Raw genomic sequence first — 14,431 nt, 5'->3', positions numbered from 1 at the left:
GTAGACAAAGGACAGCCCCGTGAGCACACCCCAAGAGTCATACCTGGTCGGGTTACTGGGAAGCGGTATTACAGCTTCCTTGACTCCCCCGTTGCACGAGTTTGCGGCCGATCGAGCGGGACTGCGATATCTTTACCGTCCCATTGACCTTGATGCTTTAGGCCCTAGCCAGCGGGCAGCTGGCGCCCTGCCCATCGGTGAGCTCCTACACTGGGGCTTTGATTTTGGCTTCAACGCTTTCAACATCACCTTCCCCTACAAGCAAGCGGTACTTGAGCACCTGGATGAGGTGTCGGACGCCGCCGCCCGCCTGGGGGCTGTCAATACGGTGGTAGCACAGGAAGGTAGGCTTCTGGGCTATAACACCGATGTCAGTGGTTTTGCCTCGGCTCTGGGTCAGGGCCTCGCACCTGCCCCCGGCGATCTGAGAGAGGTCACCCAGCTAGGTGTGGGTGGTGCGGGGTCTGCCACCGCAGATGCCCTCCTCAGCCTAGGAACTAGAACGCTCAATCTATTTGACCTCGATACTCAAAGGGCTATAGCCAAAGCCCAGCAGCTGGCCGAGCTCTACCCGGGCGCAACCGTCCGCGCCGTCACGGAGGATGAGCTAGCTGCTGTTCTTGCTGCCTCTACCGGCCTGGTCAACGCCACCCCTATCGGTATGCACCATCACCCCGGCACTCCCCTACCCCTGGACTACCTGCACCCACAGCTCTGGGTCTTCGACGTCATCTACCTACCGCAAAACACACCGCTGATACAGAAAGCCCGTTCTATAGGGTGCAGGGTACTACCCGGCGGGATTATGGCAGTGGGACAGGCAGCCGATGCCTTTGAACTCATCACCGGCCTGAGCCCAGACAGGACAGAACTCCTTACTCATTTCGAAAGGCTCCTGGTAGCACAGGGCAACCAGCTCACCTAAGGGTTCCCCGCAAACAGGCGCCTGTCCGTCCGCCTGTTCCTTCGCGCAGACTCAACATACACCTACAAGCAAGGCCCTCCCCCGCAGAAGTGCGGGGAAGGGCCTTACCTATACCGGGCTAACGGCGGACGGTTTACTTACCGAACTCGTAGTCATCCAGCGGAATAGCCTGGAACTCGGGGCTGATAGCACCCTCGTTGGTCTCGGCGTAGCTGAAATCATTGTAGGGAGTTGCGGTCTGAGCAAACAGAGCCTCGCGAGCCTCGTCGGTGGGCTCAACCTCGATGTCGTTGTACATGGCAAGGCCAGTACCGGCGGGGATGAGCTTACCGATGATGACGTTTTCCTTGAGGCCGACCAGCGGGTCTTCCTTACCTTCCATCGCAGCCTGAGTAAGGACGCGGGTGGTTTCCTGGAAGGACGCGGCAGACAGCCAGGACTCGGTAGCCAGTGACGCCTTGGTAATACCCATCATCTCGGGGCGACCTGAGGCAGGACGCTTACCCTCAGCCAGAGCCGCACGGTTGGCGTTCTGGAAGGCGATGTTCTCAACCAGCTCACCGGGGAGCAGGTTGGTCTCACCGGAGTCGATGACGGTGATACGACGCAGCATCTGGCGAACGATAACCTCAACGTGCTTATCGTGGATGCCTACACCCTGGGAGCGGTACACGCCCTGGACCTCGTCCACCAGGTGCTTCTGAGCCTCACGGGGACCGCGGATACGCAGGATCTCCTTGGGGTCAACAGCACCGGCGACCAGCTGGGTACCGACGGTGATGTGGTCACCTTCAGCAACTTCCAGGCGGGCACGACGCAGCACGGGGTAGGCTACCGGGTCATCGCCGTTATCGGGGGTGACAACGACCTTGAGGGACTTGTCGGTGTCCTCGATGGTAACGCGACCGGTGACCTCTGAGATCGGGGCAACACCCTTGGGGGTGCGGGCCTCGAAGAGCTCCTGAATACGGGGCAGACCCTGGGTAATATCGTCAGCCGATGCGACACCACCGGTGTGGAAGGTACGCATGGTCAGCTGGGTACCGGGCTCACCAATGGACTGAGCCGCGATAATACCGACGGCCTCACCAATGTCGACCAGGTTGCCTGAGGCCATGGAACGGCCGTAGCAGAGGGCACAAACACCAACTGCTGACTCACAAGTCAGGACGGAGCGGACGCGAACCTCTTCGATACCGGCCTTGAACAGGTCGTCAATGACGATATCTGAGACGTCTGCGCCAGCAGCAGCCAGTACGGTGCCGTCTTCAGCCACAACGTCAACAGCCAGAGCGCGGCCGTGGATTGAAGACTCGACGTTCTCGTGCAGGGAGACGTTGCCAGCGGCGTCCTTCTCGATCAGGGGCAGAGTCAGGCCGCGGCGGGTGCCACAGTCGTGCTCGCGCACGATGACATCCTGAGAAACGTCGACCAGACGACGGGTCAGGTAACCGGAGTTTGCGGTACGCAGCGCGGTATCTGCCAGACCCTTACGAGCACCGTGGGTTGCGATGAAGTACTCCAGAACCGACAGGCCTTCACGGTAGGAAGACTTAATCGGGCGGGGCATAATCTCACCCTTGGTGTTGGACACCAGACCACGGATACCTGCAATCTGACGAACCTGCATCCAGTTACCGCGTGCACCCGAGGTGACCATGCGGTTAATGGTGGTGTTCTTCTCGGCCAGGTTTTCCTTCATGGCCTCGGCGACCTCGTCGGTTGCCTTGGTCCAAATGTCGATCAGTTCGGTACGGCGTTCGACGTCGTCGATCAGACCCATGGCGAACTGGGATTCGATGTTGGCTGCCTGCTCCTCGTAGCCTTCCATAATGGCGGGCTTGGTGGGGGGCGCTGCGATATCGGAGACCGCAACGGTCACACCTGAGCGTGAAGCGTAGTAGAAGCCGGTGTTCTTGAGCGCGTCAAGGGTCTTGGCTACCACGTGCATGGGGTACTTCTCAGCAAGGTCGTTGATGAGGGCACCCAGGGACTTCTTGTCGGCAATACCGGTGTACCAGGGGTAGTCGGCGGGCAGGGTCTCGTTGAAGATGACCTGACCGACGGTGGTTTCTACCAGGACGGGCTGACCGGGCTCGTAGCCTTCGGGGGCTTCCCAGCCCTCGTAGGGTACGAAGTCGTCCAGCACGATCTTGACCTTGGTGTAGAGCTCAATCTCGTGGCGGTCCATGGCCATGATGGCTTCTGCGTAGGACGAGAACAGGCGGCCTTCGTTCTTCTCACCGTCACGGGCGGTGGTCAGGTGGAAGAGACCGATGATCATGTCCTGGTCAGGTACCGCAACGGGGCGGCCGTCTGAGGGCTTCAGGATGTTGTTGGAGGACAGCATGAGGATGCGGGCCTCGGCCTGAGCCTCGGGTGACAGGGGCAGGTGGACTGCCATCTGGTCGCCGTCGAAGTCAGCGTTGAATGCTGAACAGACGAGCGGGTGCAGCTGGATAGCCTTACCTTCGACCAGCTGGGGTTCGAAGGCCTGAATACCCAGGCGGTGCAGGGTGGGTGCGCGGTTCAGCAGCACGGGGTGCTCGGTGATGATCTCTTCGAGGACGTCCCACACCTGGGGGCGGAAACGCTCGACCATGCGCTTAGCAGACTTGATGTTCTGGGCGTGGTTGAGGTCCACCAGGCGCTTCATCACGAAGGGCTTGAAGAGCTCCAGAGCCATCTGCTTGGGCAGACCACACTGGTGCATCTGCAGGGTGGGGCCACCGACGATAACGGAACGACCCGAGTAGTCAACGCGCTTACCGAGCAGGTTCTGACGGAAGCGGCCCTGCTTACCCTTGAGCATGTCAGAAAGTGACTTCAGGGGGCGGTTACCGGGACCGGTGACGGGGCGACCGCGACGGCCGTTGTCGAACAGGGAGTCAACAGCTTCCTGCAGCATGCGCTTTTCGTTGTTCACGATGATCTCGGGAGCACCAAGTTCCAGCAGACGCTTGAGGCGGTTGTTGCGGTTGATGACGCGACGGTAGAGGTCGTTCAGGTCGGAGGTCGCGAAGCGGCCACCGTCGAGCTGCACCATGGGGCGCAGTTCCGGCGGGATGACGGGAACGTAGTCCAGTACCATACCGAGCGGTGAGTTGTCGGTGGTCAGGAAGGCATTGACAACCTTCAGACGCTTGAGGGCGCGGGTCTTCTTCTGGCCCTTGCCGGTCTGGATGATGTCCTTGAGAGCCTCTGCTTCAGCTTCCATGTCGAAGTTCTCAAGACGCTTCTTGATTGCTTCTGCACCCATGGAGCCTTCGAAGTACATGCCGTACTTGTCGACCATGCCACGGTAGAGAGCCTCATCGCCTTCAAGGTCGGCGACCTTGAGGTTCTTGAAGCGGTCCCAGACGCGCTCGAGCTGCTCGATTTCGCGTTCTGCGTTCTTGCGGACGGACGCCATCTGGCGCTCGGCTGCGTCGCGCAGCTTGCGCTTTTCGGCGGCCTTGCCACCGTCAGCCTCGATCTTGGCGAGTTCCTCTTCGGTTTCGCGAGCGATCAGGTTGATGTCGGCTGCGAGCTGGTCCTGCAGGACCTTCTTGTCGCGGTCGTGGGCGGCCTGCAGGTTGGGCAGGTCCTCGTGGCGGGCTTCTTCGTCCACATGGGTAATCATGTAGGCGGCGAAGTAGATGATCTTTTCCAGGTCCTTGGGAGCCAGGTCAAGCAGGTAGCCCAGGCGTGAGGGTACGCCCTTGAAGTACCAGATGTGGGTCACGGGAGCCGCCAGCTCGATGTGGCCCATACGCTCGCGGCGCACCTTGGCACGGGTTACCTCTACGCCACAGCGCTCACAGATGATGCCCTTGAAGCGTACGCGCTTGTACTTACCGCAGTAGCATTCCCAGTCGCGGGTAGGGCCGAAGATGCGCTCGTCGAAGAGGCCTTCCTTCTCGGGCTTCAGGGTTCGGTAGTTGATGGTTTCGGGCTTCTTAACCTCGCCGTAGGACCAATCCAGGATGTTCTGGGAGGTCGCTAGGCCAATACGCATCAAACCAAGTGAAGATTCGTTGGACATTTGGTCCTTATCTCTTTCCTAGTGTTTTGAAGTCTTGTTCGAACAGATGGGAGGGTTTAGACCTCTTCGACAGAGCTGGGCTCTGCGTGGGACAGGTCGATGCCCAGGTCATCTGCTGCTCGGAAGCCTTCGTCTTCTACATCGCGCATTTCGATGGTCTTACCGTCGGTTGAGAGAACCTCAACGTTCAGGCAGAGGGACTGCATTTCCTTGATCAAGACCTTGAAGGACTCGGGCACACCGGGTTCGGGGATGTTCTCGCCCTTGACGATGGCTTCGTAGACCTTCACGCGGCCGTGAACGTCGTCAGACTTGACAGTCAGGATTTCCTGCAGGGTGTAGGCGGCACCGTATGCTTCCAGTGCCCACACTTCCATTTCACCGAAGCGCTGGCCACCGAACTGGGCCTTACCGCCCAGGGGCTGCTGGGTGATCATGGAGTAGGGGCCGGTGGAGCGTGCGTGGATCTTGTCGTCCACCAGGTGGTGCAGCTTCAGGATGTACTGGTAGCCAACGGATACCGGCTCGGGGAAGGGCTCGCCGGAGCGGCCATCGAGCAGGCGGGCCTTACCTGAGCGGTTGATCAGGCGGTCGCCGTCGCGGTTGGGGTTAGCGTGGTCCAGTAGCTCGAAGAGTTCCTCTTCGCCGGCACCGTCGAACACGGGGGTTGCGACGTTGGTGGGGCCGGTTTCCTTGGGGAAGTTGTGGAGCTTGTCCAGCCAGGCGGGGTTGCCCTCGATCTTCCAGCCCTGCTTAGCCAGCCAGCCGGTGTGAACTTCGAGTACCTGACCGATGTTCATACGACCGGGGACGCCCAGCGGGTTGAGGATGATGTCAACGGGGGTGCCGTCTTCCATGAAGGGCATGTCCTCGATGGGGAGGATCTTGGTAATAACACCCTTGTTACCGTGGCGGCCTGCCAGCTTATCGCCGACGGTGATCTTACGCTTCTGGGCAACGTAGACGCGCACCAGCTGGTTAACGCCGCTGGGCAGGTCTTCGTCGTCGGTTTCGCGGTCAAAGATACGGACGCCGATAACGGTACCGGACTCGCCGTGGGGAACCTTGAGTGAGGTGTCACGGACTTCGCGGGACTTCTCACCGAAGATGGCGCGCAGCAGGCGCTCTTCGGGGGTCAGTTCGGTTTCGCCCTTGGGGGTGACCTTACCGACCAGGATGTCGCCGGCCTCAACCTCGGCACCGATGTGGATGATGCCGCGCTCGTCGAGGGCTGAGAGCACCTCTTCGGAGACGTTGGGGATGTCGCGGGTGATCTCTTCGGCACCCAGCTTGGTGTCGCGGGCATCGATTTCGTGCTCTTCAATGTGGATTGAGGTGAGCACGTCGTCGGAGATCATGCGCTGGGACAGGATGATGCCGTCCTCGAAGTTGAAGCCTTCCCATGACATGTAGGCCACGAGTAGGTTCTTACCGAGTGCCAGTTCGCCCTTGTCGGTTGAGGGGCCGTCAGCAATCAGGCTGCGCTCTTCAACGCGGTCGCCCACCTTAACAACAACGCGGTGGTTGTAGCAGTTACCGGGGTTGGAGCGCTGGAACTTGAGGATGGGGTAGGAGGTGGTGGTGCCATCATCGTTGCGGACGACAACCAGGTCAGCAGAGACCTCGGAGACCACACCGGCCTTCTTAGCGACAACGGAGTCACCGGAGTCAAGAGCCGCGTAGCGTTCCATACCGGTACCAACGACAGGTGCCTCTGATTCGAGCAGGGGCACAGCCTGACGCTGCATGTTAGCACCCATCAGTGCTCGGTTAGCGTCGTCGTGTTCCAGGTAGGGAATCAGAGCGGTTGCCACAGACACCATCTGGCGGGGGGAGACGTCCATGAACTCAATCTCGGAGGCGTCTACCAGCACAGCTTCACCAGAGCCGTCGCCTGCACGGCAGAGGACCTGCTCTTCGGCGAAGGTCATGTCTGCGTTCAGGGGCGCGTTAGCCTGAGCGATGGTGTTGCCCTTTTCGTCATCGGCGGTGAGGTACTTGACCTCGTCGGTGACCTGACCGTTCTTGACGATACGATAGGGGGTCTCGATGAAACCGAAGGGGTTGATGCGGGCGTAGGTTGCCAGCGAGCCGATCAGACCGATGTTGGGGCCTTCAGGGGTTTCGATGGGGCACATACGGCCGTAGTGGGAGGGGTGCACGTCTCGCACTTCCATGCCTGCGCGGTCACGGGAGAGACCACCGGGGCCCAGAGCTGAGAGACGACGCTTGTGAGTCAGACCTGCCAGCGGGTTGTTCTGATCCATGAACTGGGAGAGCTGGGAGGTACCGAAGAATTCCTTGATGGAGGCAACCACGGGGCGGATGTTAATCAGGGTCTGAGGGGTGATGGCCTCGACGTCCTGGGTGGTCATACGCTCACGAACGACGCGCTCCATGCGGGACAGACCGGTACGAATCTGGTTCTCGATCAGTTCGCCCACGGCGCGGATGCGGCGGTTACCGAAGTGGTCGATATCGTCAACGTCAACGCGGATGTCGACTTCCTGGCCGTCGCGGATGCCCTTGATGCTGGTGCCACCTGCGTGCAGGGTGACCAGGTAGCGAATCATGGCTGCGATGTCGTCCTGGGACAGCACTGATGCTGAGGGGTCGTTGACGGGGGTGTCGATGCCGAGCTTGCGGTTGACCTTGTAGCGGCCGACCTTTGCCAGGTCGTAGCGACGGGGGGTGAAGTACATGTTGTCCAGCAGGTTCTGGGCAGCATCAACCGTCGGGGGTTCGCCCGGGCGCAGCTTGCGGTAGATGTCAAGCAGGGCCTCTTCGCGGGTCTGGACGGTGTCCTTCTCGAGGGTGGCGCGGATGGAGTCAAATTCACCGAACTCAGCCAGAATCTTGGCTTCGCTCCAGCCCAGGGCCTTGAGCAGGGTGGTGACTGACTGCTTACGGCGGCGGTCCAGACGGACGCCTACCTGGTCACGCTTATCGATTTCGAGTTCGAACCAGGCACCGCGGGAGGGGATAATCTTCGCGGTGTAGATGTCCTTATCGGAGGTGCGGTCGGCGGTCTTTTCGAAGTAGGCACCGGGTGAGCGAACCAGCTGGGAAACAACGACGCGCTCGGAGCCGTTGATGACGAAGGTGCCGGATTCGGTCATCAGGGGGAAGTCACCCATGAACACGGTCTGCTGCTTGATTTCGCCCGTGTTGTTGTTCATGAATTCGGCCTTGACGTACAGGGGAGCTGCGTAGGTCGCATCGCGATCCTTGCACTCTTCCATGGTGTACTTGGGGTCGGCGAATTCGGGATCGGAGAAGGACAGGGACATGGTGCCCTGGAAGTCTTCGATCGGGGAGATTTCTTCGAAGATGTCGGCAAGACCTGAGGTCTGGCTGACGGAGGTATCGCCGGTTTCTGCTGCTACAGCTGCTTTAGCTGCCCAGCGTTCGTTACCGACGAGCTGATCAAAGCTGTCGAGCTGGAGCGCGAGCAGGTTGGGAACCTGCAGGGGCTCAGCAATTTTTGCGAATGAGATTCGGCGCTGCGAACCTACGCCGTTAGCGGCTTCAGTATTAGAGGTGCTCGAGGCGACCAAGATTGGATCCTTCCACAGACATGTCTGTTCGTACCCGCTCCCCCACCAGGGGCGGTACACTCAAGGACCCTTTGAAAAGGCAAACTAGCCTGTTATAGCACCTGTGCCGTGCTGGGATAGTGGCTAGATTGATGTTCGGGGTACTGGGGCGTACTTAAAACCTGTTACAACCTGCCCACCGCTATATGAAGGCACAGAAGATTAGGGAAGCGCAAATATTCATGCTACAGCAAAACATTTGCGCTGTCTATACCCAATCTCTGCAACTTTTGCAAACTCCGGCTAGCACTCCACCACGTTGACGGCCAGGCCACCCATGGAGGTTTCCTTGTAGCGGTGCGACATATCTTCGCCGGTCTGGCGCATGGTTTCGATGACCTGGTCCAGGGAGACCCGGTGCTGGCCGTCCCCGCGCAGGGCCATCTTGACGGCGGTAACGGCATTGGATGCTGCCATGGCGTTGCGCTCAATGCAGGGAATCTGCACCAGGCCACCGACGGGGTCGCAGGTCAGACCGAGGTTGTGCTCCATGGCAATTTCGGCGGCGTTTTCTACCTGCTCGTTGGTGCCGCCCATAACCTGGGCAAGACCGGCTGCGGCCATGGACGAGGCGGTGCCTACCTCACCCTGGCAGCCCACTTCGGCTCCAGAGATGGAGGCCCGCTTCTTGTAGAGGGCCCCGATGGAGGCGGCAGCTAGGAAGAAGTCAACCACGGCGTCATCGATGACCTTTTGGCCGCGGTGGCGCACTGCGGGCACGTAGTTGAGGGCGTAATGCAGCACAGCCGGGATAATGCCGGACGCCCCGTTGGTGGGGGCGGTGACGATCCGCCCGCCAAAGGCGTTTTCCTCGTTGACGGCCAGGGCGATGAGGTTAACCCAGTCAATGGCGAACTCGGGTGACTTCTTAGGGTCTTCTGCCAGCAGGTCTCGGTGCCACTGGCCAGCACGGCAGCGCACTTTAAGCGGGCCGGGCAGGTAACCCATTCGCTCTAGAGACGAGCCAATGCATTCCTTCATAACCTGCCGAATATGCAAGATCCCGGCGCGTACTTCGCTCTCGCTGCGCTCGGTCTTCTCGTTTTCCATCTTGAGCTGGGCGATGGACAGGCCCGCACTATTGGCCATGTCAAGGAGCTCTTCGCCCGACCCGAAGGGGTAAGGAGCCTTAGATAGCCCGGTGGAACCCGATGATTCTTCGTTTTCTTCAACGATGAACCCGCCGCCGATGGAGAAGTAGGTGCGCTCTAACAGTAGGCTCTCCCCCGCGTAGGCGGTGACCTTGATACCGTTGGTGTGGCGGGGAAGTACGGTGAGCGGACGCAGGGTGATATCGGCTTCCTTGTAGGCCAGGACGGGCCCGCTCACCTTGGTTGTCTCGGGGCCGGGGGCACCGGACTCGAAGGCTGCCGAGGGGTAGCCTGCCAGGGGCAGGGTACCGTCCACCTGGTTGCGGTCCATGAGGGCCTCGGCGGCAGCAATGTCGATGGTTTCGGGCACGAAACCAGCCAGCCCCTTAATGGCTGCGCTCATGGTGCCGTGCCCGGCGCCGGTGGCTGCTAGAGAGCCGTAGAGGTCGATATGGACCCGGGTGACGTCCTTGAGTGTGCCTACGTCAATCAGTTCGGCGATGAACCGGTTGGTGGCTCGCATCGGGCCCACGGTATGGGAGCTGGAGGGGCCAATACCGATGGAGAACATCTCGAAGACAGAGATGTCATAGTCCAGGGCTTCTGCTTTGGTCTGCGCTTCTGAATGGGGCGGATCAGAAAGGTAGTCGGGGGTGTCGTTGAGGTCCATCGGTGATGCTCCTGCGGGGTGTCAAGGGGGCCTAGGTCAGAAAGAACCCTGTGCTACCAACCGATCCAAGGCCGGTTGTGACGGGGTGGCAGTAGCACAGGGTTCTAAAAAGGGGCGCGCTGAGCGGCTTACTTCTCGCGCTTGTAGAAGGGCAGCTCGACGATATCGAAGGGAGCAACCTTACCACGGATATCGACGTTGACGGTCGCACCTGCGGTAGCGTGCTCGGTGGCCAGTAGAGCCATAGCAACGGGGTAGCCCAGGGTGGGTGAGGGAATACCCGAGGTAATCTCACCGATCTCGGTGCCATTCTCGTCTACCAGCTTGGAGCCCGCTCGGCCGGGGCGCTTGCCCTGGGCCTTGAGGCCCACCAGAGAACGAGCCGGGGTCTGCTCGGAGAGCTGGACCAGGGCGTCCTTACCCACGAAGTTGGCGGACTTCTTGGTCAGGGCGATCTCAACCAGCTTGCCCATGCCCGACTCGAAGGGGGTAATGTCGCGCCCCAGTTCGTGGCCGTAGAGGGGCATACCGGCTTCAAGGCGCAGGGAGTCACGGGCCGCGAGGCCTGCGGGAATAGCCCCGTGCTTCTCGCCGCGCTCGGCGGCCAGAGCCCAGAGCTTGGCGGCGTCCTCGTTAGCGACATAGATTTCGAAGCCGTCCTCACCGGTGTAGCCGGTGCGAGCCAGCAGGGCCTCAATATCGCCGAAGCGGATGGGGGCAGCTGCGTAGTAGCCCATGGAGGTGATGGTCTCGGCGTCGGAGGGGTCCATGTCGAGCAGGATGGCTTCAGAGGCCGGGCCCTGAACAGCAACCAGGGAAGTCGCCTCAGTCTCATTGACCAGCTGCACGTCGAAGCCTGCGGTGCGGGCGCTCATGGCCTCGTAGTCGGCGGCGACGTTGGCGGCGTTGGGAATGACCAGGAACTCTTCCTCGCCCAGGCGGTAGGTAATCAGGTCGTCAATGACGCCGCCGTCCTCAGCCAGAAGCAGGGAGTACTTGGCCTTGCCCACCTTGAGAATCGACATGTTAGAGAGCAGGGCGTAGTCCAGGAAGGCGCCGGCGTCGGGGCCGGTGACGCGGAATTCGCCCATGTGGGAGAGGTCGAAGAGACCGGCAGCTGAGCGCACAGCCTTGTGCTCTTCAACGTCGTTGGTGTACTTGAGGGGCATGTCCCAGCCGCCGAAGTCGGTGAAGGCGGCGCCCAGGTCTGCGTGGACCTGGTAAAGGGCAGTTTTCTGGGGTGACATAGGGGTTAGACCTTTCTCGCCTTAGGCACTGTGGACTTCGATGTCGAAGGCTTCCATGGGCGGGCATTCGCAGACAAAGTTACGGTCGCCGCCGGCACCGTCGATACGGCCAACGGGGGTGAAGTACTTGTTCAGGCGCAGCTCGTGCACGGGGTAGGCGGCCTGCGAACGGGGGTAGGGGCGGGTCCATTCGTCGGCGGTGACGACCTCGGCGGTGTGCGGGGCGTTGCGCAGCACAGACTCCTCGGCGCTGACCTTACCGTCGATGACTTCCTGAATCTCAGCGTGGATCTGGGTCATGGCCTCAATGAAGCGATCCAGCTCAGCTAAGGACTCTGATTCGGTGGGCTCGACCATGAGGGTGCCGGGCACGGGGAAGGCCAGGGTGGGGGCGTGGAAGCCGTAGTCCATGAGGCGCTTACAGACGTCCTCGGCGGTGATTCCGGACGCCGCGGTCAGCTCGCGCAGATCCAGGATGCACTCGTGGGCGACCAGGCCGGTCTCACCCGCGTAGAGCACGGGGTACAGGGAGCCCAGCTTCTTGGCGATGTAGTTGGCCGAGAGGATGGCGGTTTCGGAAGAAGCTCGCAGGCCCTCAGCACCGGTCATAGCGATGTACATCCAGGAGATGGGGAGCACACCGGCAGAACCAAACATAGCCTGGGAGATGGGCAGGGGTGCATCTGCCAGCTTGCCTTCGGCGTCCGCCTCGAAGCCGTTACCGGGCAGGTACTTCTCGAGGTGGGCGCCGACAGCAACGGGGCCGACGCCGGGGCCACCACCGCCGTGGGGGATGGCGAAGGTTTTGTGCAGGTTCAGGTGGGAGACGTCGCCACCAAACTTGCCGGGCTGGGCCAGACCCATCTGGGCGTTGAGGTTGGCGCCGTCTACGTAAACCTGGCCACCGGCGTCATGCACCAGCTGGCAGACCTCAACGACCTGCTCCTCAAAGACACCGTGGGTGGAGGGGTAGGTGATCATGATGCCGGCGATGGTGTCACCGTATTTTTCGATCTTGGCCTTGAGGTCTTCAACGTCGATGGAGCCGTCGGGGGCGGTTGCCACACCGGCGACGGACAAACCTGCCAGGGCAGCGGAGGCGGCGTTGGTGCCGTGAGCGCTCATGGGAATCAGGACGACGGTGCGCTGGGTATCGCCGTTAGCCTCGTGGTAGGCGCGGATAGCACGCAGGCCAGCGTACTCGCCAGACGCACCGGAGTTGGGCTGCAGGGAGATAGCGTCGTAGCCGGTAATTTCAACCAGCCAGGCTGAGAGCTCATCAATCAGGGCCTTCCAGCCGGCAGCCTGGTCGGCAGGCACGTTGGGGTGGATGGAGGCGAACTCGGGCCAGGAAATGGGTTCCATCTCGGCTGCTGCGTTCAGCTTCATGGTGCAAGAGCCCAGGGGAATCATGGTACGGTCCAGGGCCAGGTCCTTGTCTGAGAGGGAGCGCAGGTAGCGCATCATGGAGGTCTCAGAGCGGTAGAGGTGAAAGACCGGGTGGGTCATGTAGTCGTCGGTGCGCAGCAGAGCCTCGGGCAGCTCGTAGGCATCGGTCTCCCCCAGTTCACCGCCCAGGGCAGCGGCCAAGGCTTCCAGTACCTCATCGGTGTGGGACTCGCCCACTGAGATGGAGATACGATCTGCTGAGATTTTACGGACGTTAATACCGGCGTCCAGGGCCTTGGCAACCAGCTCGTCGGCGCGTCCTTCGGCCTCAAAGGCAACGGTGTCGAAGAAGGTCTCGTGGACCAGCTTCAGGCCGGCTGCGGTACCAGCGGCGGCGATACGGGCGGCATTATCGTGCAGGCGACCCGCGATAACCCGCAGGCCCTCAGGGCCGTGGTAGACGGCGTAGGCACCGGCGGCGATAGCCAGCAGGGCCTGGGCGGTACAAATGTTTGAGGTGGCCTTTTCGCGGCGGATATGCTGCTCGCGGGTCTGCAGGGCCAGGCGGTAGGCGGGCTTGCCGAAGGCGTCCTGGGAAACACCGACCAGACGGCCGGGCAGGTTACGTTCCATACCCTTAGAGACAGCCATGAAAGCTGCGTGGGGTCCGCCGTACCAGAGGGGCAGGCCAAAGCGCTGGGAGGAGCCAACAGCGATGTCAGCGCCCTGGTGGCCGGGGGCGGTCAGCAGGGTCTGGGCCAGCAGGTCGGCGATGACGGTAACCAGGGCGCCACGCTCCTTGGCGGCCTTGATGACCGGCTCAATATCGCGGACTTCACCATCGTGGCCGGGGTTGGAGATAATGACGCCGTAAAGGTCGCCCTCGGGCAGGCCATCGGCAAAATCGGTAATCACAAAAGGAATGCCCAGGGCTTCAGCGCGGCCACGGACAACCGAGAGGGTCTGGGGCAGGGCACGGGAGTCAATAGCGAAGAAGCCGTTCTTGACCTTGCGGTTGGCCCGGTGCATCATGACGGCGGCCTCAGCAACGGCGGTTGCCTCATCCAGCAGAGAGGCGTTAGCGATGGGCAGGCCGGTCAGTTCCATAACGGTGTTCTGGAAGTTCAGTAGCGCTTCGAGACGACCCTGGGAGATTTCGGGCTGATAGGGGGTGTAGGAGGTGTACCAGCCCGGGTTTTCAAGAATGTTGCGGCGAATCACAGCCGGGGTGATGGCGTCATAGTAGCCGGCGCCAATCATCTGGTGCTTGACCTGGTTAAGGGCGGCGTAGGAGGCAATCTTGTTCTGGGCCTCAAGTTCGGTCAGGGGGGCGGGCAGGTTGAGGTCGCCCTCTAGACGAATATTGGAAGGGATGACCTCGTTGATGAGGGCGCCAAGGCTGTCATAGCCCAGCACCGAGAGCATGGTTTCTTGGTCGTTTGAGCGGGGGCCAAGGTGGCGGTCGATAAATGACATGGTGACTCTCCAG

The 14,431-nt window shown here is 61.1% G+C and carries 6 protein-coding genes; 1 reads left to right on the top strand and 5 read right to left on the bottom strand.

Annotated features, from left to right (window positions below; all coding sequences use genetic code 11):
* The first annotated feature begins 19 nt into the window (after positions 1–19).
* Positions 20–925, top strand: a complete 906-nt coding sequence (locus tag ACEE43_RS00165; RefSeq protein ID WP_449107451.1) for a shikimate dehydrogenase — start codon at positions 20–22, stop codon at positions 923–925.
* 133 nt (positions 926–1,058) lie between these two features.
* Here the strand turns inward: ACEE43_RS00165 and ACEE43_RS00160 are convergent, their stop codons facing one another.
* The 5 genes from ACEE43_RS00160 to gcvP form a co-directional block, all read right to left on the bottom strand.
* A complete protein-coding gene (locus ACEE43_RS00160; protein ID WP_237237621.1) occupies positions 1,059–4,949 on the bottom strand; it encodes a DNA-directed RNA polymerase subunit beta' in 3,891 nt (1,296 codons plus the stop codon).
* 56 nt (positions 4,950–5,005) lie between these two features.
* Entirely contained in the window at positions 5,006–8,506 is a 3,501-nt protein-coding gene (rpoB, locus tag ACEE43_RS00155; protein ID WP_237185973.1) for a DNA-directed RNA polymerase subunit beta, read from the bottom strand.
* 282 nt (positions 8,507–8,788) lie between these two features.
* On the bottom strand, positions 8,789–10,306 hold the full coding sequence (locus ACEE43_RS00150; RefSeq protein ID WP_449107450.1) for an L-serine ammonia-lyase: 1,518 nt from the start codon (positions 10,304–10,306) through the stop codon (positions 8,789–8,791).
* Positions 10,307–10,434: 128 nt separating this feature from the next.
* A complete protein-coding gene (gcvT, locus tag ACEE43_RS00145; protein WP_449107449.1) occupies positions 10,435–11,553 on the bottom strand; it encodes a glycine cleavage system aminomethyltransferase GcvT in 1,119 nt (372 codons plus the stop codon).
* 21 nt (positions 11,554–11,574) lie between these two features.
* Positions 11,575–14,418: an aminomethyl-transferring glycine dehydrogenase gene (gcvP, locus tag ACEE43_RS00140; protein ID WP_449107448.1), complete on the bottom strand. Its 2,844-nt coding sequence runs from the start codon at positions 14,416–14,418 to the stop codon at positions 11,575–11,577.
* Positions 14,419–14,431 lie beyond the last annotated feature (13 nt).

This window comes from Rothia sp. 11254D007BW (assembly GCF_053548195.1).
This window is presented reverse-complemented; position numbering and strand designations above follow the sequence as displayed.

Coding starts and splice junctions, on each gene's coding strand:
- ACEE43_RS00160 (WP_237237621.1), bottom strand. CDS start 4,949: ATGTCCAACGAATCTTCACTTGGTTTGATGCGTATTGGCCTAGCGACC.
- ACEE43_RS00150 (WP_449107450.1), bottom strand. CDS start 10,306: ATGGACCTCAACGACACCCCCGACTACCTTTCTGATCCGCCCCATTCA.
- gcvT (WP_449107449.1), bottom strand. CDS start 11,553: ATGTCACCCCAGAAAACTGCCCTTTACCAGGTCCACGCAGACCTGGGC.
- gcvP (WP_449107448.1), bottom strand. CDS start 14,418: ATGTCATTTATCGACCGCCACCTTGGCCCCCGCTCAAACGACCAAGAA.